We start from the raw sequence: 18,332 nt of genomic DNA on the forward strand, positions 1-18,332 counted from the left end.
TACGTGAGTTGGGTTCAGAACGTCGTGAGACAGTTCGGTCCCTATCTGCCGTGGGTGTAGGAATATTGACAGGATCTGTCCCTAGTACGAGAGGACCGGGATGGACGTACCTCTGGTGGACCTGTTGTGGCGCCAGCCGCATAGCAGGGTAGCTATGTACGGAAGGGATAACCGCTGAAGGCATCTAAGCGGGAAACCCACCTGAAAACGAGTGTTCCCTGAGAGCCGTGGTAGACGACCACGTCGATAGGCCGGGTGTGGAAGTGCGGCAACGCATGAAGCTTACCGGTACTAATAGCTCGATCGGCTTGATCATTCTCATTGCTCGTGCCCATCTCTTCGCGCTCACGCATGAGCGGCCCCGCGGGCCTATGCTCCGCGGGGGCGCCGGGCGACCGGCGGCGCGCAGTCGCGCGCTCACGATGGTTCTTTGTCCTCACGGATGAACGCGGCTTGCGCCGCTATCCTCCGGACGGGGCGCGCAAAAGTGCGCGACGGCCGGTCGGCCTTGCGGAACCTGCAGTTCCGGAGGCGCCTGACCGATCACGGCATGGCACAAATCCAGCTTCTCGAAAATCATGCGTTTGGCCGACCTGGTGGTTATGGCGGGGTGGCTGCACCCGTTCCCATGCCGAACACGGCCGTGAAACGCCCCAGCGCCGATGGTACTTCGTCTCAAGACGCGGGAGAGTAGGTCGCCGCCAGGTCTGCCAAACGCATGAAACCTCTTCAAAACGCCGCAAAGCGGCCATCGCCGGAAAAAACGCTTCCCATAGGCAACTGCCTATCGCGACGCGGGGTGGAGCAGCCCGGTAGCTCGTCAGGCTCATAACCTGAAGGTCGCAGGTTCAAATCCTGCCCCCGCAACCATCTTTACTTGCGATGACCCCGCCCGACCGGCGGGGTTTTTCGTTTGGACGGAAAGCGTAAGGATTCCAGCGAGATCGCCGCGCACGTCGATCTCCACCTTGCCGTCCACCGGCGTCAGCACGATGTCCTCGACCAGCGTCCTGATGATATCGGCGGCCTCCGTGCGCTTCTCTTCGTCCTCATCCTGCAGCGCATCGTAGAGCTGCTGGACGCGCGACCGGTAGAGCTCCGCCATGGAGGGATGCAGAAGGGGTGGCGGCTCATCGGCTTCAGCAAGGAAGGCTTCGACTTCCTTCTTCCGCTGTTCCAGGCCAACCATCTTCGCATTGATCTTGTCGGCCGCGCCTCCCTTGAGGACCAGATCGAGGAGGGTATCCAACTCGCGATCGATCTTCCTAATCTCGGCTTCGGCCGCAGCGATGTTGGCGCGGCCTTCCATGCGGAGGCTATTAACCTCCCGTGTGAAGACCTCGCAGAACCTGGCGAACAGCGCGGGATCAACCAGTCGGGTGCGCAGGGCGTTCAAGACGCGCGATTCCAGTTCATCGCGCCGGATGTTGACGCGATTGTCACAGGTGCCCTTGTTCCGTGCTGTGGAGCAGCCGATCAGCGTTGCGGAAATTGCCGAATACCCTCCGCCGCAGCAGGCGCATTTGGTGAGGCCGGAGAAAAGATACTTCGGACGCCGGCGACGGTGGACCGCCGCCACATCGGCCTGGCCGTTCTCGTCTCGCGCGATCCTGTTTCCCGCCTGGCGTGCCTTCACTTCCTCCCAGAGCTCGTCATCCAGGATGCGCAGCTCCGGCACGTCCTGGATCACCCATTCCTCTTCCGGGTTCGGCCGCGCCTGCCGCTTGCCTGTGTCGGGATCCTTCACGAAGCGCTGACGGTTCCAGACGATCTTGCCGATGTACATTTCGTTGTTGAGGATGCCGTTCCCGCGCTTCGGGTTGCCGTTGATCGTGCTGAAACCCCAATCCCCGCCTGAGGGAGCAGGGATCCCCTCCTTGTTGAGCGCGAAGGCGATCGTCTTGGCCGACTTGCCCGCGGCATAGTTACGAAAGATGCGGCGGACGACCTCGGCCTGCGTTTCGTTGATCGTCCGGCCGCCCCGGATCGGCTCGCCATTCACGTCGAATTTCTTGACGACGTCGTAGCCATAGGAGTTTCCGCCACCGGACTTGCCGGCTTCCACGCGACCGCGCTGTCCTCTCCGCGTCTTGTCGGCCAAATCCTTGAGGAAGAGCGCGTTCATCGTGCCCTTCAGACCGACATGCAGGTGGGTGACCTCGCCCTCGGACAGGGTGAGGATTTTCACGTCCGAATAGGCCATGCGCTTGAAGAGGCCAGCAATGTCCTCCTGGTCGCGCGAAAGGCGGTCCATCGCCTCGGCGAGAACGAGATCGAAGCGGCCACGCGTCGCGTCAGAGATCAATGCCTGAACACCGGGCCGCAGCAGCGAGGCGCCGGAGATGGCATGATCGGAATACTCCTCGACGACGATCCAGCCCTGCTTCTCGGCATGGAGGCGGCACATGCGGAACTGGTCGGCGATGGACGCATCGCGCTGATTGTCGGAGGAATAGCGGGCGTAGATGGCGACTTTCAATGTGCGTCTCCCAAGGCGATCAGGAGCCGCGTGAGCCCTGCCTCTTGCTTTCCTTCTCGAAGAATTCGCGAGCCGCCTGCCGGGCGAGAAACTCGACCAAGCGGACGAGGCGAGGGTCGGGATCGCCCCGCGGCGTGAACCTCAGCTCGGGCTTCTCGACGAGCATAGCCTCGAGCAACTCTTCGCGCTCGGTCGGCAAAACGCCCTTTCTCGATTGGCTTGCTTTGCGGTTCATGCAGAGCAGAATTCATGCCCTGAGCATGATAAGCAACTGAATTGAAAGGCGGATATTTGGCGGCGTTTCGCCTGCTCTCGCGCATCACTGCGTATGGCCGCGCACTGTAGCAGGCGCTGGCATAGCGAAATAACCTAGCACGGCTCCAAAGGTTCTGCGCGCTGCGCATACGAACTCCTGCTTGAAAATCGTCTCCCTGCCGCCGTGCCTCCACAGCCCGCACCATGCCGATCACCTCCGAAAGCGCGGTGTCCAGCGCTCTTCCAGGTCGGCATCCTCATCCTCGTCTTCGTCCTGATAGGCTTCGTCAACAAGCGAGGGGCATGTGAGCACTGTCAGGGTTTTACCGTAGCTTCCCAGTCCGATGACCTCTTCAACGGCCTCAACGGACCGGGTGCCGCCGAGCCAATCCATGATGTCGATATCGGCCTCTGTGCGATCCGCATTCGCAATCCGGCTGGGATCGGCATTGAACTGTGCTGTCGCCGTTTGCCTAGGAACCGGAGTACCCTTGCGCAGCCAGGTGAGTTGCGGCAGCGACTTGATGGTGTCGGACAAAAAGCAATAGTCGATGGTCTTGCCCGTGCTCACGACAACAGCCACGGCATCGTCGGTCAGTTCGGCATAACGGATGGCGGTCGCGGTGAGGGATGTTCGGCACAGACCGGCAGCCGATTCGACGGCCACAAGCCCTTGCCCGGCACGGCTAAGCGCCCGGCTGAACAAGGTGCTGGGCATTAACAGCCCAGCACTGAAGTGATCGGCTTCAAGCTCGTACGGATCGGCAGACACGAAACCGGCACGTGAGGCGTGAACGCCGTCTTCCGGCAGCACATGATCGATGTGGCCGTCGAGGAAGTAATGCCCCAGTTCATGGCCGACGCTGAAGCGCTGGTATCCCTCGCTCGGAATATAAGTCGCGTACAGGATGCCGAAGACATCGCCGTGGCGAAGCAGCATGCCAGAGACGCCTGGCTCAGTGTCCGGTTTAGGCTCAACCAAAATATCATGGTCCACTGCAATCGCGAACGGGTCAACCGGTAGCGAATCGATCTTGCGTTCGCGGATTAGCGCTTCGCCTTTCTGCTTGGCCATTTTCAGGCGAAAGGCGAGATTCACGGGTCATCCCCCTTCTTCCTCGCGTGGCTGCGCTCAGCCAACATCTTCAGAAAGTCCTTGGCCAGTTCGCGGTCACGGGAGGTCAGCTTGCTCACATCGCGGTAGAGCGGATCACCTGACTCGGCGAGCGCGGGGTCGTCGGTTCGGCCAAGCAGATAGTCTGTTGTCACTTCAAGGGCATTGGCGAGCTTGCGCAGCGTATCGAAAGACGGTTTGCGGGAACCAGCTTCGAAATGAGCGATGGAGCTGGGTGGCAAACCGGCCTTTCCGGCCAGTTCCCCCTGGCTCAGCCCTCGCAGGTCGCGCGCGGCCTTCAGCCGCTCCTTAAAGATTTCGGACGGGGCTTCTTTCTCAGTCATGTCGAACTCGACATATAGGGGTTGACTCCTTTTTCAAGACGCATACATACTCGACACATATTGCATGGCGATATCGCCAATAGCAAGAAGGTTTGAAGGATGAGCAGAGAGCATGTGAACCACGGCGACATCGTTCGCTTTGCCCAGGACAGGGTGAACCTGCCCAAGGACAAGGCGAATGAATTTCGCGCACAGGCTCGCCGTCTGCGCGAAAGGCTCGACGGCTACCTCGATGAGCACCCGGACTTCACCCTGAAAAAGATGATGCTATCCGGCAGCCTCGCTAAGGGGACGGCTCTGCGCTCCCTGAACGATATCGATGTCGCCTGCTATATCAGTGGCGCCGACGCGCCGAGTGATATCGCCGCCCTGCTGGAGTATCTCGCCGAGCGGCTGCGCAAGGCGTTCCCGAACTTCAGCCCCGACCAGGTCCAGCCGCAGACATATAGCGTGACCGTGTCGTTCCGCGGATCGGGCCTCGATGTCGACGTCGTGCCAATTCTCTATGACGGCGACCCGCAGTGGTACGGCAACCTCGTCAGCCAGGACGACGGCTCGTTCCTGAAAACCAGCATCCCGCTCCACTTGGAGTTCACGCGCAAGCGCAAGACGGCGCAGGAAACGCATTTCGCCCAGATCGCACGGCTGGTGAAGTTCTGGGCGCGGAAGATGAAGCAGGAGCGAGCGGATTTCCGGTTCAAGTCCTTCATGATCGAGATGATCCTCTCGCACCTGTGCGACCGGGGGCTCGACTTCTCCGACTACCCGGAAGCGCTGCAGCACTTTTTCACCTATGTCGCCCGCAGCAACATGCGGGATAAGATCATCTTCACCGACTACTACGCGGCTTCGGCGGTCGGGTCGTTTTCCGAACCTGTGCAGATCATCGATCCAGTGAACGAGAAGAACAACGTCAGCCGGCTCTATACCGCCGCGCAGGCCGACGCGATCGTAGATGCCGCGCTCGATGCGGGCGATGCCATCGATTCGGCGCTCGCCGCGCCGACGAAGCAGGAAACCGTCTATTACTGGCAGAAGGTCTTCGGACCTTCGTTTCAGGTGTGAGGGACGAATGAGTTACAGCTTTACAGTTGCCGAAACGGCCACGTTCACCCTCACCCACGCGAAGCACATGGCGGCGAAGGTCGCCACCGACCTCAAGCGGATGCAGCGGCTGTACGGATACCCGAGTGACTCGGAGATTGCCGGCTACGAAGCGGAGGCGATCGAGTTCCTCAAGGCGGGATATCTTGGCACCGTCACCTACGGGTTTCGCCGCAACGGCGAATGGATCGAGCCGACACTACGGTATACGGCGCGTGACCTCGCAGGCGGTTCGGCGAACGACGATGATCCGGGCCGGATTCGCCCGGGAGCGGATATCAGCGGGGCCTCCTTCTACAGCTACATGACCTACAGCGCGGCGTGGCACAGCCTGACCGACGCCGAGAAGGCAGAATTCGAAAAGCGCCTGCCGTTCCCGCGGACGGGCGCCCCGGAGCCTGCCATCAACGGCTACCTGAGTGGCGACCGAACCTATTCGTCAGGTGGCCGGGCACTCGATCGCGCTAGCGTAAGGAGTTACTGATGACGACGCGGCCTGGTCTCGACGAACTGTTTGAGCGACGTATCACTTACCCGGACTTCGAGCCGCAGGAACGGCTCGCACGTCTCGTCGGTCTGGACGATCACAAAGCGCGTCTGGCGAAGATCCTCGGGTTGCTGGTCAATCCGGCGGGCCTCGAAGCCTGGGCGAAGAAGCACCATCCCGGCGCCAACGGCGTGCTGCACGCGGTGCTGCGCCGTCCGCCCCTTGTTGTGTTGGCGGGTGATGTCGGGTCGGGAAAATCGGAACTTGCCGAGACGATCGGCGATGCCGTGGCGCGGCAGGAGGATATCGAGATTACCCTTTTTCCGATGAGCCTCTCGACGCGGGGCCAGGGCCGCGTCGGCGAGATGACGCAACTCCTCTCCGCCGCATTCGACTATGCCCATACGGAGGCCAGCAAGCTCAAGGGCAGCGGCGCGCGGTCGCGCGGCGCGGTCATCCTTCTCGTCGATGAGGCGGATGCCCTCGCCCAGTCGCGCGAGGCGGCACAGATGCATCACGAGGACCGCGCGGGCGTGAACGCCTTCATCCGGGGCGTGGACCGACTCGCCAACAGCCGCGTACCCGCCGCAGTGATTATGTGCACGAATCGCCTCACCGCGCTTGATCCGGCCGTACGCCGCCGGGCGGCGGATATTTTGACGTTCCAACGGCCCGATGAAACGCAGCGGCGGGCCGTTCTCGGGCCGGCGTTCAAGCAGCTCGGATTCTCGCAGCCACAGATTGACGCCGTGGTCACCGCCACCGGCGCGACGGAAGGCGGCTACGGATTTACATTCTCGGACCTGACGCAGCGGTTGCTACCCGCCATTGTGCTCGACGCCTATCCGACACGAACGGTGACGGCGGCTCGCGCGCTGGAGATCACGCGAACGATGGCGCCGACGCCCCCCTTTCAGGACCGTGCAACATGAGCGAGTGGTCTCTTTCGCAGCTCCTCTCGGGGCTGCACGACGACATTCAGCGGCGCCTGGAAACGGTGCGCAAGAGCTTCGGTCATCCGGGTACGAAAGGAGACGCCAGCGAGAAGGTGTGGCTGGAGCTCCTGCAGACCTATCTGCCGCAGCGGTATCAGGCCGCCACCGCCCACGTCGTCGACAGCCGGGGCGTGTTCAGTCAGCAGATTGATGTCGTCGTTTTCGACCGCCAGTATTCGCCCTTCATCTTCCATTATGAAGGGCAGACCATTATCCCCGCCGAAAGCGTCTACGCCGTGTTCGAGGCGAAACAAGCGATCAACGCAAGCCAAGTGAACTACGCGCGGGAGAAAGTGGGAAGCGTACGACGTCTTCACCGTACCAGCCTGCCGATCCCTCACGCCGGGGGCACATACCCGGCGAAACCGCTGATCCCGATTCTCGGTGGCATACTGACATTCGAGAGCGACTGGACGCCGGCCTTGGGTGACTCACTAATCGAAGCGCTCGATGGCGGACAGGACGGGGATCGCCTTGATCTGGGCTGCGTGGCGGCACACGGATATTTCAGCTTTCGCCAGCAGGACAGCCGTTACGAGGTTCACGCCGGTGGCAAGCCGGCAACGGCGTTCCTGTTCAAGCTGATTTCGCAACTGCAATTCAGCGGCACCGTTCCGATGATCGATGTGCAAGCTTATGCCGAATGGCTTTCCAAGTAGCCGAGCCGGACGAAGCAGATCTATTGGCTCATTGAGGGCGCGGCAGAAGATCCCAGAAGACCGGGTCTTTGTCGATGAGCGCCTCAACGGAGAGCGACGCCAGTGTAGAAAGATCGGAACGGAAATGAACGTCGCTAACTCCCGCAGGCAATGCCCCTCGTATCGCCGGAACATCCTCAAGGCTGAAAAACTGCAGGGACGACTCCGCTAGCCGCATGTCGAAGCGCCTGGACAGCGCATCATTCAAGCTTGCGCCCAAGGTTGCTGCCACGGTCTCATGGAGCTTAAGCACGAGATCGGCGTGAGCAGATACGCGGGCTTCTATCTGCTCCATTAGGGTGTGGAGGAGCATGCCGCCCGCAGCCTGCTCCGCGTGCAACGAGGCTACGACCGCTATAGTCCCCGATGAGGGATTGCATTGCTCATATGAGAATGAGTGGATGCGGCCTCGGCCACCTGTCGCCTTCACGTCCAGCCGGACATCCCCGTCAGAGAAGTCGAACCTTGCGTTCTCGTCAGTGCGCCAAGCTCTCAGCGCCCGGACGGCATTGCCGCTGCGAAAGAGAAGGTAAAGCTCCCCAAATAACCCATTGAGCGGTCGTGCAGGCGGCTGCCGGACTCTCTGGAAGATGGCGGCCAGCCGATTAACGGCCGTGGCAATCTGAGTCCGCGCGGGATTGTCGCCAAGCATGCGAAGAATCGTCTCGCAGACCGAAAGGAAGTAGCGCGTCGTCTCGCTGTCGCTGTCCCGGCAGCGGATTACGGTGAAAGTGCCCTCGCGCTCCAGCTCACCCACCTTCTTCAAATGGCAGCGCAACTCGAACTGTGCGTCCAGGCTCTCAAGCCGGATGGGCGGATGCGGCCTGCCGGTCTGATCGCTCGTTGAAACGAGGAGGCAAGCCAGCGACTCCCTGTCCTTACCGACGAAATAGCTAGTATGACCGGGAACCGGCATAACCGCGTAGAGCGGTTTGTCTGAGGAGTCCGGAGAAGGCGAAGGAATCGCTTCGAAGATATCGGCTAGGCCGGTGGCCATCATTGCTCATCCTGAGAGATCCAGGCACGGGCCAGCCGCGCCGGAACCCAGACGGCAAGGACGGGTACATTCTCGGCAACCACCTGCTCGTCGCGCGTCAGATCGAGCGTATGAATCTGAATCGTTACATTGTCGTCGTCGCGGATTGCGCGGTCGCCGGGATACACCTCGCCGCGCCGCTCGCGCGGATGAACAGGCGCCTCACCTTGAAACAGGTTGGTAACCTCGCCGTTCTCGTCGATACCACGGCGCCGTCGGGTGGCCGGGCTTATCCTGTAGATCGTGCAAAGCTCATCGGGGTCGTCTTCGAGTGCCTTGCTGAGTTGAAGCAACACCCCCGTGTTCCGTTGCGAATCTGTCGTGCCCGTGATCCGCATGGTTACGAGGAGTTGCTCGATCGCCGCGCGCAGAGGGATGTCGCGGCAGATATGGTGGTGTTGAGCGTCCGTTCGGTCTGGATGGCCGCTATCCTCCTCAAACGCGAGACCCTGGATGAAACCGGCTACAGCCTCGCGGTTTGCCTGCACGACGGCGTCTGACGCGAGGACGACCCGGGGTGCCACCCAATCATTCGAGAAACGCCCACGCATGTAATCAAATTCAAGGACGTGATGTCGGCACGGCCGAAATGCCGTATCGAGGACAAAGGCCCTCTTCCAATCGTTCAGGGGATGACCGTTGTCCTGAAACTCCTCAAGCTGGCCGCGAACGTCCTCCTCATGCTCAACATATTTCTGGAAGGCGCGAAGCGTCCCCTGCTCAAGGTAAACGCGGCAATAGCCGAGATAGGATCGCTTGTACCCGAAGAACCGCGCACGCTGCTGCACGGTGTCGGCATTGCCGACGCCAATGCCGCGCGGCATGTATGTGACCGTAAGACCTTCCACCGTGAAACCACGATCCATTGCCTGACCGCCAACAAGAATCCAGCCATAGGCGCTACGCCAATCGACGGGTGGCGTGCGCCCTCCGCGGGCGTTCACCTCAAGCACCCGCGTATTCCGAAAGGCAAAGCGCAAGGACGGCACGAGCTCGTCGAAATCTGGGAGGGGATCCCCGACGCTTTGAGCAAGATCATCGTAGGCTCCGCGGAAATCTTCGATTAGCTCCTGCTTGTCGGGATCGTTGTCTGGCAAGTTGAGGGTGCGCTTCCAGTCGTCGAAGATATCGCGTACCCAGTTGTAATATTCCTGATGCTGGGCCGTACGATGTGATGGGTGGACCAGCATGGATCGGTTGCCTGTATTGCGACCCTGGCTAATCCCGGCGGTCACACCCACCATGAAAACACGTAGCGCATCCAGAAGCGATTCCGGCGGCTCGCTGAGGGGATTGGCGTTAGTGGGAACGTCCTGCGGCGGAATCACGCGGACATAGGTTTGATTATCGGCAAAGAATTCGCGCCCGCCCACGTAGGCTTCGCCCGGCTCAAGAACTTGCACGAAGTTCGGCGAAAGGGAGTCTATGATGCTTACCAACAATGGTGCTTGCGGCGTTGCGGTGTATTGCAGGTACGTATGGGATGGCAAAGCTTGCCTGAGCGCCATGAGGCAACGGTAAGTAGTGCTTTCTTGTCCTTGCGCCACTTCAGTGTTCAGGCTGGCCTGATCGGCCTCGTCGTCAATGATCAGGACCGGCACGCCCTCTGCCCCAACCGCGCGGATAAGATCGGCCAGATTCTGAAGGCGCCTGTGATTCTTGAGAATGGTCACAAGCACCGTCTTCTTGTATTCCTCCGGCGTGCCAGGATCCCGCCAATCATCCAGCACGTCGCGGATCGCTTGCACGGTGGCATCATCCGCCGACGGATTCTGAAACTGTATCCATCGCCGCACACGATCCGGCTCGTCGAGCCGCAGATCGCGGCGCAACCGGCCCGTTGATTGATCAAGAAGCGGGTTTGCGATGCCGGCCACAACGATGACGATCTGGAAGGCGTTGTCGCGTGCGAGAGCAGCCACCGTCTCAAACGACATTGTCTTGCCGCTCTGGACGTAGCCGACGACAAGGCCTGTCTCTTGCCTGAACTCGCCGGTGGGTGGGACGCCTTTGGCTAGAATGGAGACGGCGGTGTCGCGCACATCATCCCGGCTTGCCTCCGGAACCACGGTGGCCAGGAAGTCAAGCGTCTCCGGCCCCGCAAGCGGTGCCCATCGACCACCTGCCGGCGCGACAACAGGCTCGACGATAATAGGATTGTCGTTTGTCATTCGTGCCCCCTTCCCATTACGGCTCTGAGAGAGCGTCCCGGAGAATATCGTTGACGTTGCGCCTCACCGTTCCTGCCTTTCGGACGCCGGCGTCTCTGGCCAGCACCTCGGCGACCGCAATAGCAGCAGCTACGCGAAGAAGAGCCTCGACATCCTCCGAGTCCGTCTGCGCAAAGCGCACCATGAAAGGGTGGACCATTGACACCCGGATATCCACGCGTCTCGGCTGCTCTCGGGATTGCGCTACATCGGTCACGGCCAGCCACTGGCCTTCCGCCGGATCGTCAGCTAGCTCGACATTGATGGTCCACTCCCTGTCGCGAAATCGGACATCGAAACGCCGGTTGGCCAGCGTCGAAGCGTGAGGTGTTTCCTCCGTGGGCGTATCCACCGGCTCGGCGTCCGCAATAGAAGGAATCACATCAGGCAAGCGTCTTTCGAGCGCCTGAGCGGTGTTCTCGACGGCCTGACGCGCGGACGTTGTCAACTGGGCCCGGGCCACGCGCACGCGATATCCCTCAGCCTGCTTCAGCAGCGGCAATTCCTCGCTGTCGAGATGCTCTCGGAGCAACTCGAGAAACGGTTGCTCGTTTTCGTCCCAGCGAAAGCCATCCTTGGTGTGGCTGACTTCAAAACCGTCGAGATGAAGCTCGCCGAAAAGTCGTTGATATCGGTAGCTGTTGGAGCTGCCGAAAATGTAGGCCGGGCGATAGCCTTCATCCCCGCTGCCTTGAATTACGCGGCCGCGCCGGAATAGGGAGAAGCCGGCCTTGGCGGTGTTCGCCGTCTCTCGGAGGGCCGCGAAGCCGTGGACGGAAAGACCGTTGCCAAAATCGAACTCAATCGGCTTGCGCCATTCCTTGGCTGAACCGCCCTTGTCCTTGAAATACGCCGCTTTGAGGACCTTCGGCTCTCGATATACGAGGGGCTCGCCATTGAACCGCAACTCAAGGGTTCCGTCGCGCATGAACGCCCGGTAGATGTCGGTTAGGTGCTCCTTTAGCTTGGCGACGGTCCGTCCGACTGGAACGTGGAACACATCCTCCAGGACGATTTCCGTGTAGTGCCTATCTGCCGCCTCCTGGACCTCTTCTATAGTGAGCTCTTCAATGTCGTCGTTGACGATATTCTCAATGTCGAAATGAACGGTGCGCGCCACCGGCTCGCTAAGGGCGGACGTCCGGACCGTCCACCGAGGCGCGAACCAGCATGCGGCGCTTTTCATTCCCATCCCGAATTCCGCCAAGCCCGTGCGGTTCGGTGGAATGGCAGCAGGGCGGAATGCGCGGCTGTACTCCGACTCAAATATGCCGGCGGCGTTATCCCGGATCGAGATACGTGGCGGCGATGCGGTATCGATATCGATGTCTACGCGCAGCTTGAAGTCGTTCCCGTGCATCTCTTGAAGAGCAAGGCGATGCTCGGCAAAACTTTGCACTGCGTTATCGACGAACTCACCCAGCGCGTACCAGGGGCGGTAATTCAGGTGCCGCAAGACGGCTAGGACACTGACGCCCGGTCGTATGTCTACCTTCTTCACCCCCAACGTTCCGCCCCTTCGTCTACGCCGCCCTCACCATTCTGCGCACCGGCTCGGAAACAGCTCGCAGTCGGTCATTGCGTGATGAAGCTTTGGTTTGCGGAGGCGTAGGGTCGAGTGCGAGAAGATGACGGGCAATCTCCTTCACCACATCGACATTGACGGCGTTTCCCAAAGCCTTGAACGCCGCGGTTTGCGCCGACGGAAAATGCTCCAGGTCTCCCATGCTCTGAAGCCGGCTGGCCTCGCGGATCGTCATGTAACGACGCTCCCACGCCACGACAGGAACCTGGCTCGTGGTCATCGCGACCAGCGAAGGTGCCGTCGTCGGGCGTTTGACTCGAATGCCTGAAGCGCGGAACTGGATAATATATTTCCAGACATCACGCTCCCCACCTTTGCAATTCCACTCAAACTTCTGGAAGCTGGGCGCGAACTCAAGAACGGAAGGCAACCATCCGTCAATCCACTTCTTATGTCGCTTGTAGAAATCGCGATTCTGGCGAATGAAATCGATCTTCCACTTCGGAAATTTCTTGGCAGAGTCCCGCGCATAAGGTGGCACCGCGGCAAGCACGTCCTGCTCTGACAGGCCGCGCAGGGACTGACCAAAGCTTCCTCTGAACGGGCCAATGGCATTCAGGCCAACGCCAGAAGGCGAGTTCTCGGCATAAGGATAAGTTGCGCCGAACTCCATCGCCCATATCGGGAAGGATGGGAGCTGCTCGTCCTCAGGGAACAGGTCGAGAAACGTCTGCCACGCCTCCAGGTATTTGATGAAGCTCTCAGGTAGCGCACGCGCTTCAATCGGATTTTTATCAAGGATCGAGTGGATGGAAAGCTCATCGCTATCCAATCGCTCCGGCCAGGCAAGCCCTTCAAGGCCACCGCGCCTGCCGACGATGAAAGCTCTCTCGCGAATCTGCGGGACGCCGAAATGGTGAGGGGAAAGCAGCCTGTCCCTGACGCTATAGCCGGCTAGCCGTAGACGATGCTCGATTGTCCGCCAAGTCTTGCCCTGCCGGTGGCGCACGAGATTGGGCACATTCTCGATAATGAAGTAGCGCGGCTTATGTAGGCGCAGAATCTGAATTACGTAGTCGATAAGATCTCCCCATTGGGGGCATTCAAGCCCCTGTTGTCCGCCCGCCTTCGAAAATGGCTGGCAAGGGAATCCGGCGCACAGGATGTCGTGGTCGGGCACAGACGATAGCTCGATCGACCTGATATCGCCGTGCGGGCGTAAGCCGAAATTCTTCTCATAGAGATCGGCCAGGTCCTCATCGACCTCGCAGGCGAACACGCACTGATGGCCGAGCGCCTTCAGCGCTTGATGGAAGCCGCCCAGTCCTGCGAACAAATCAATGAACCGATATCCCCCCAACTTTGCGCTCCTTTATTGTTCTTTCTTGTTGAGCGGCAACTGAAGTTGCTTGCCCCTATGCTCGTCCAAGAATCTTTGTAAAGCGTAACGAGCGACAAATTGAAGGGAGAGTGGTGGCCTGCTTGCCTGCGCGATGCGGCGCAACTCAGCATATTCGTTCGGCTCAAGCGACACACTGAACCGCTTCATCTGTGATTTTTTCGACATCATGCTGCAGTCAAGATTCTCCCTTGCCGTTCAGGATGATACACTGAAACGCACCAAAATGCATCTATTTGGTGCAAGTCGCGCCAGTGCGGGAAAGGAGCTTTGTCACAAGGGCTTAGGCACCTACGTGCTATCTGCAAGAAAACTTTTGATGAGCCGATCGAGGCGGTCGGGCGCCTTCGTTTCGCATTCCCAGATCACCAGGACGCTCCAGCCCTCGTCCGCGAGGCGCTTCCGAGCGTGCCTGTCCCGCTCGACGTTGCGGGCCAGCTTCGGCAGCCAATACTCCGGATTGGTCGAAGGCCGCTTGGAGCCGAGGCGGCAATCGTGCTGATGCCAGAAGCATCCATGCACGAATATGATCTTCCTCAAGCGAGGAAAGACGAGATCGGGTGTGCCAGGCAGGTCACGCCGATGAAGTCTGAAGCGATAGCCCAGCCGATGGGCAACTCGGCGCACCACCAACTCTGGCTTCGTATCTACCTTGCGGATGCGCCGCATGTGGGCGCTGCGTGCCTCGGGAGAGAGCCTGTCAGGCATTCTTTTGGCGCAAGTCCTCTATAAGGTCGGCCACTATTGTGCGTACCCGGGCCGGTGTCATCTGGCGAAGCCGCCCGAAGGACGAAGAGTATATGGATCGCGTTCACGATGCCCACGGTCCGCTATCGTCCCATCTGAAATTGAATTCGGCGAGCTCTGCTGCCGCTTTGATCGGCGGCAGCGCGAAACTTCCGACCTCGTTGATTGTCTCTCCGAGGTTTGGCGCCGCAATTAGCAGCGGTTCGCGGCGGACAAATGCTGCCCATTGCCGCTGCTTCTCATGGTCCTCCGCAAACCTGTCACTAAGGCCTTCCGGCGCCGCCACGGGGATAGCCGTCCCGCGCCGCTCAAAAGTCGCGCGGATGGCCGAGACAAGGGTACCGCCATCGAAATCGAACAGGCGTGACAGCGCGAGCAGGTCATAAAAGTCCTTCATCCGGCTGTTTGCGCGGCCGAGGGAAACGATCGCCTGAAGCTTCTCGGCGACGACGGTTTCCTTGGGATACGCCTTCAGCCGCGGGCCGGCGGGTTCGAGTAGCGATGGAAACTCCAGTTCTTTCGCCGCCGGCGTGATCACGTCGCCGAAGCCGATATCGACCTGCACAGGAATTCGGGTCTTGCCGAGAAGCGCCGTTGTCTTCACACGAACGCCGCCGTACTGCTGATCCTCGCGTATTGGCTCGACACGCAGGCTGTCAGCATCGAACACCAATCCATCATCATCCGTCGACACCTGACAGATCGTGCGGAAGGCGGCTTCGATTGATGAGGTTGCGGGATCGCCGTGGCCGAGGAGGTCAAGGTCCTGCGTCGGGCGGAACGCATCCTCGAGCCATGCCGTGAATAGCATCGCACCCTTCAGGATGAACCGATCCCGATATGGAGAGATGCTGAGCCGATAAAGCAGCCGCTCGATGGCGTAGCGGCGCAGGATGAGTTGATAGTCGGAGTTCTTTGCCCGCGCCACATTGCGCAGGCGGGCGAGGACCGAAGCGCGGAGGTTGGTCGGCTTATCCTTCATCAGCGACGACGCTTTCGAGATAAGGGCGCACTATGCTCCAGATGCGCAGTTCCTGCGCGTATCTCGCAATGTCGTCGGGCTTCGCCTTGCGGGATCGCCAGCCCATGCGCAGGGCTTCAAGTGCGACATCAAGACCGACTGAATTGCGAAAACGGAAGCAATCCACAATCGACTTCGCAGGATCGAAGATGCGGACGGGCACGGAATCGATCTTGTGCCTTTCGAGGCCGAGGGCGAGCGCCTTCTCACCGAATCGGACGACGCGAATTGGTGGGTAGTCAATCGCCGGTGTTCGGTCCTTCTGCCCAATCGCGACCCAGACACTGCGAGGAAGCTGAAGCGTGATTTCGTGGAATTGGAGCGCCGAAATCAGGCAGATCACGCCTTTCGGAACACGCTTGGCGACTTCGGCGAGAGCATGCGCGGCTTCGATGTCGGCGTCGGCGAGTTCGTAGAGCCCGCGCGAGGGGCGGTGCAGGACGCCTTCCTTGACCAGGCGCGCAAGCGTGGCCGGATTGATGCCATGGCTTTTCAGGTCCGACTGGCGCATGATGCCGTGCTGCTCAATCAGGGTCACAGCAAGGTCTCGCTGGGTGGTTTGAGAAGGCTCAGCCATGTAACATCTTGTCGGTATATGGGGGTATCTTCCGACATTTTGTTACATCACGAGCGGCATCGGGGCAACCTAAATCTGCCCATCAGCCGGCTCCACACCAAGGATGCCACACACTGCCTTCCTCCTAGAACGCAGTGTGGATCGGTTCCGGCAAGCCGTCATGATCATCGGCGGCATCATGGCCATGATTGTCGACGAAGGCGTCGTCATGATCATCGTTATCATCGTCGAGATGATCATGCTGATGATGTTGACGCAGTCTGTGCGCGGCTTGATGTCTGTATTCGTACATGAAACGGGCGCGTACGCAGCCACGCGCGGCCATTTGGAAGTCAGTGCGCCGCTAATTGGAACCCACCAGATCGCGATCTGGAAGGAGCGGGGAGGGGAAAGCCTTCCCCTGCGGCCGACCCCTTCGAGCGGGGGATTCCCCCGCAACGCCCCCTTTGGGAGTGAGAGTGCGGACCGGTTTGCCGTGACGGGTTGGAAGCCGAGGGAGAGGCTCTCGGTGCCCGTCGCGGAGAACCGCGATGTCCAGACAGAACCGCAAGACCGGTGCCAGGCGCGACCGGGCCAATCTCTATTCCGAGATCACCGACAAGATCATTGCCGAACTGGAGGCTGGCCGCGTGCCTTGGGTCCAGCCATGGGGCACGGCGGCGGCGAAGGCGCCGCTCGGCCTTCCGAAGAACGCTTCGACCGGCCGGACCTATTCCGGAATCAACGTGCTGCTGCTCTGGGGCGCCGTCATCGAGCGCGGCTTTTCCGGCCAGAGCTGGCTGACATTTCGCCAGGCGCTGTCGCTCGGCGGAAATGTCCGTAAGGGCGAACGCGGCACCACCGTCGTCTATGCCGACCGATTCGTGCCGGAGGACGAGAAGCGGCGCGCTCGCGAGACCGGCGAGGATGCGCAGGCAATCCCGTTCCTGAAGCGGTTTACCGTCTTCAACACCGACCAGTGCGAGAACCTGCCCGAGGATGTCCAGACGGCTGCGCCGCCGGCACCGACGGGTTTGATAGAACCGCGCTTCGAGGCCCTGATCGAGGCCACCGGCATCGATTTCCGCATCGGCGGCAACCAAGCCTTCTATGTGCCGGCGCACGACTACGTGCAGGTGCCGCCGCCGCAGGCCTATTTCGAGCCGGTCAACTGGCATCGTACGGCGCTGCACGAGCTCGGGCATGCCAGCGGCGCGCCCCACCGGCTCAACCGTGATCTCTCCGGATCGTTCGGATCGAAGAAATATGCCTTCGAAGAGCTGATTGCCGAGATCAACGCCGCCTTCTGCTGCGCCTCGCTCGGCATCGTGCCCACCGTCCGGCATGCCGACTACATCGGCTCCTGGCTGGAGGTGCTGCGCGAGGACAATCGCGCCATCGTCCTCGCTGCGAGCCAGGCGAGCAAGGCCGCCGACTGGCTGCTGTCACTGCTTGACTAAACGCCGTCTTTATCGGTGCTCTCGTCGCGTTCCGTCGGTTCCAGGGGCCGGATATCGGTAATCACATTGCGGACAAGGACAGGTTTTCCATCTTCATCAACCTGCACGAAATAGGGATTGGCCGTCTCTTCGTGTTTCAACTCGACGTCACGAACCTCGTGCAATGCGCATGTCACTAGCTTCGCGGCGTCGAGATCAAATAGCGCGATGTTGAAGCGATCCGTTCCGAATGCGCTTCTGTAGGCTACCCCGTCATACCCTTCGGACCTGAACACCTCCGCGATGATCTGGGTCGGAGCATACTCGGCGATATCATCGTCGCGCGTCGCAGGTTCTCTGAATGCGCGTGCCATATGACTCCAAACTACCTGATCTCGCTCGTCTACAGCTGGCTCGCCTTCGAGAAAGAAGCGATTGCGATCCGCGTCCCTTGTACAATCGACAATCTTCAGAGCTCGTTCCGTCCGGAATACGCCAAGCGAGACTAAGGAACCAATCCACGGTCTCGCCTCTGCCATTGCAGTATGTTTGTCACTCGCCATGTAAAGGCAGGGAATCCCCTTCGGATTGACGCGGCCCTCCCGAGCGCGGCCGCGCAGCGGGTTCATTCGGTTCGGAAGGGCGGGCCCCGGAAAGCTGTCGCCGACTTCTGGCTCGAATACGTCATGATGTGCGACCTGGGCACGAAAGAAATGCTTCCCTTCAGGAATATCGACCGATCGGTCATGGCAGGTGGTCGCAACAGCGGACAGAAAGGCTTGAGCCGTCTTCGAACGGACATAACGCCAGTCTCGAATAACCTCACGGCGAAACTCCCAATAGCTACGCCACGACCTGAACTCACCGTTTCCGGGCTTTTTGTTGTTCATTTCATCACCGTCAATGCCGCCGACGCGGGACAG

The 18,332-nt window shown here is 60.3% G+C and carries 19 protein-coding genes, 1 tRNA gene and 2 rRNA genes (1 of these 22 cut by a window edge); 8 read left to right on the plus strand and 14 right to left on the minus strand.

The annotated features are described in order from the left end of the window. The 3 genes from GPJ75_RS11740 to GPJ75_RS11750 form a co-directional block, all read left to right on the plus strand. Window positions 1–316 (plus strand): 23S ribosomal RNA (locus tag GPJ75_RS11740); its annotated part reaches 2,500 nt to the left of the window's first position; the annotation flags it as partial. Between the two features lie 276 nt (window positions 317–592). Then, window positions 593–707, plus strand: a 5S ribosomal RNA gene (rrf, locus tag GPJ75_RS11745). 86 nt (window positions 708–793) lie between these two features. Next, window positions 794–870, plus strand: a tRNA-Met gene (locus GPJ75_RS11750). Here the strand turns inward: GPJ75_RS11750 and GPJ75_RS11755 are convergent. The 4 genes from GPJ75_RS11755 to GPJ75_RS11770 all read right to left on the minus strand — a co-directional run bounded on the left by GPJ75_RS11755 (window position 827) and on the right by GPJ75_RS11770 (window position 4,192). Beyond that, the gene (locus tag GPJ75_RS11755; protein WP_163268689.1) at window positions 827–2,479 is read right to left on the minus strand and encodes a recombinase family protein; all 1,653 of its coding nucleotides are present in this window, start codon (window positions 2,477–2,479) and stop codon (window positions 827–829) included. The two genes, GPJ75_RS11750 and GPJ75_RS11755, sit on opposite strands and share 44 nt — an antisense overlap. A 19-nt stretch (window positions 2,480–2,498) precedes the next feature. Beyond that, window positions 2,499–2,714: a hypothetical protein gene (locus GPJ75_RS11760; RefSeq protein ID WP_163268296.1), complete on the minus strand. Its 216-nt coding sequence runs from the start codon at window positions 2,712–2,714 to the stop codon at window positions 2,499–2,501. Between the two features lie 231 nt (window positions 2,715–2,945). Continuing rightward, window positions 2,946–3,833, minus strand: coding sequence for an ImmA/IrrE family metallo-endopeptidase (locus tag GPJ75_RS11765; RefSeq protein ID WP_205602509.1), 888 nt, complete (start codon window positions 3,831–3,833; stop codon window positions 2,946–2,948). Then, window positions 3,830–4,192, minus strand: a complete 363-nt coding sequence (locus tag GPJ75_RS11770; RefSeq protein ID WP_163268298.1) for a helix-turn-helix domain-containing protein — start codon at window positions 4,190–4,192, stop codon at window positions 3,830–3,832. The genes GPJ75_RS11765 and GPJ75_RS11770 overlap by 4 nt, the downstream gene beginning before the upstream one ends. 99 nt (window positions 4,193–4,291) lie before the next feature. Here GPJ75_RS11770 and GPJ75_RS11775 point away from each other — a divergent pair, with 99 nt between their 5' ends. Genes GPJ75_RS11775 through GPJ75_RS11790 form a run of 4 tightly spaced genes read left to right on the plus strand, consistent with a single transcriptional unit; the run spans window position 4,292 to window position 7,437 of the window. Beyond that, window positions 4,292–5,257 (plus strand): CBASS oligonucleotide cyclase, encoded by a 966-nt coding sequence (locus GPJ75_RS11775; RefSeq protein WP_163268300.1) that lies wholly within the window; start codon window positions 4,292–4,294, stop codon window positions 5,255–5,257. Window positions 5,258–5,264: 7 nt separating this feature from the next. Next, on the plus strand, window positions 5,265–5,780 hold the full coding sequence (locus GPJ75_RS11780; RefSeq protein ID WP_163268302.1) for an HORMA-1 domain-containing protein: 516 nt from the start codon (window positions 5,265–5,267) through the stop codon (window positions 5,778–5,780). Beyond that, complete coding sequence (locus tag GPJ75_RS11785) at window positions 5,780–6,715, plus strand: AAA family ATPase (RefSeq protein WP_163268304.1); 936 nt, start codon at window positions 5,780–5,782, stop codon at window positions 6,713–6,715. Before GPJ75_RS11780 ends, GPJ75_RS11785 begins: the two co-directional genes overlap by 1 nt. Continuing rightward, complete coding sequence (locus GPJ75_RS11790) at window positions 6,712–7,437, plus strand: DUF6602 domain-containing protein (RefSeq protein WP_163268306.1); 726 nt, start codon at window positions 6,712–6,714, stop codon at window positions 7,435–7,437. The genes GPJ75_RS11785 and GPJ75_RS11790 overlap by 4 nt, the downstream gene beginning before the upstream one ends. Window positions 7,438–7,465: 28 nt before the next feature. Here the strand turns inward: GPJ75_RS11790 and GPJ75_RS11795 are convergent, their stop codons facing one another. The 9 genes from GPJ75_RS11795 to GPJ75_RS11835 form a co-directional block, all read right to left on the minus strand. Beyond that, a complete protein-coding gene (locus GPJ75_RS11795; protein ID WP_163268308.1) occupies window positions 7,466–8,476 on the minus strand; it encodes a PD-(D/E)XK motif protein in 1,011 nt (336 codons plus the stop codon). Further along, window positions 8,473–10,683, minus strand: a complete 2,211-nt coding sequence (locus GPJ75_RS11800) for a Z1 domain-containing protein (protein WP_163268310.1) — start codon at window positions 10,681–10,683, stop codon at window positions 8,473–8,475. The genes GPJ75_RS11795 and GPJ75_RS11800 overlap by 4 nt, the downstream gene beginning before the upstream one ends. Before the next feature lie 16 nt (window positions 10,684–10,699). Next, window positions 10,700–12,223 carry an ATP-binding protein gene (locus GPJ75_RS11805; RefSeq protein ID WP_163268312.1) on the minus strand — a complete coding sequence of 508 codons (1,524 nt, stop codon included), beginning with the start codon at window positions 12,221–12,223 and terminating at the stop codon, window positions 10,700–10,702. A gap of 22 nt (window positions 12,224–12,245) precedes the next feature. Next, complete coding sequence (locus tag GPJ75_RS11810) at window positions 12,246–13,607, minus strand: DNA cytosine methyltransferase (protein ID WP_163268314.1); 1,362 nt, start codon at window positions 13,605–13,607, stop codon at window positions 12,246–12,248. Between the two features lie 12 nt (window positions 13,608–13,619). Next, window positions 13,620–13,817 (minus strand): hypothetical protein, encoded by a 198-nt coding sequence (locus tag GPJ75_RS11815; protein ID WP_163268316.1) that lies wholly within the window; start codon window positions 13,815–13,817, stop codon window positions 13,620–13,622. A 120-nt stretch (window positions 13,818–13,937) separates the two neighbouring features. Then, window positions 13,938–14,354, minus strand: a complete 417-nt coding sequence (locus tag GPJ75_RS11820) for a very short patch repair endonuclease (RefSeq protein ID WP_163268318.1) — start codon at window positions 14,352–14,354, stop codon at window positions 13,938–13,940. A 103-nt stretch (window positions 14,355–14,457) separates the two neighbouring features. After that, complete coding sequence (locus tag GPJ75_RS11825) at window positions 14,458–15,375, minus strand: nucleotidyl transferase AbiEii/AbiGii toxin family protein (RefSeq protein ID WP_163268320.1); 918 nt, start codon at window positions 15,373–15,375, stop codon at window positions 14,458–14,460. Continuing rightward, a complete protein-coding gene (locus GPJ75_RS11830; protein ID WP_163268322.1) occupies window positions 15,365–15,991 on the minus strand; it encodes a type IV toxin-antitoxin system AbiEi family antitoxin domain-containing protein in 627 nt (208 codons plus the stop codon). The genes GPJ75_RS11825 and GPJ75_RS11830 overlap by 11 nt, the downstream gene beginning before the upstream one ends. A 124-nt stretch (window positions 15,992–16,115) precedes the next feature. After that, window positions 16,116–16,316, minus strand: coding sequence for a hypothetical protein (locus GPJ75_RS11835; protein WP_163268324.1), 201 nt, complete (start codon window positions 16,314–16,316; stop codon window positions 16,116–16,118). Window positions 16,317–16,521: 205 nt separating this feature from the next. On the opposite strand from GPJ75_RS11835, the gene GPJ75_RS11840 reads away from it, so the two are divergent. Further along, window positions 16,522–17,430, plus strand: a complete 909-nt coding sequence (locus GPJ75_RS11840) for an ArdC family protein (protein ID WP_205602510.1) — start codon at window positions 16,522–16,524, stop codon at window positions 17,428–17,430. Here the strand turns inward: GPJ75_RS11840 and GPJ75_RS11845 are convergent. Then, window positions 17,427–18,299 (minus strand): RES family NAD+ phosphorylase, encoded by an 873-nt coding sequence (locus tag GPJ75_RS11845; RefSeq protein ID WP_163268326.1) that lies wholly within the window; start codon window positions 18,297–18,299, stop codon window positions 17,427–17,429. The genes GPJ75_RS11840 and GPJ75_RS11845 overlap by 4 nt on opposite strands. Window positions 18,300–18,332: the final 33 nt, after the last annotated feature.

This window comes from Chelativorans alearensis (assembly GCF_010993735.1).
Taxonomy (GTDB): domain Bacteria; phylum Pseudomonadota; class Alphaproteobacteria; order Rhizobiales; family Rhizobiaceae; genus Chelativorans; species Chelativorans alearense.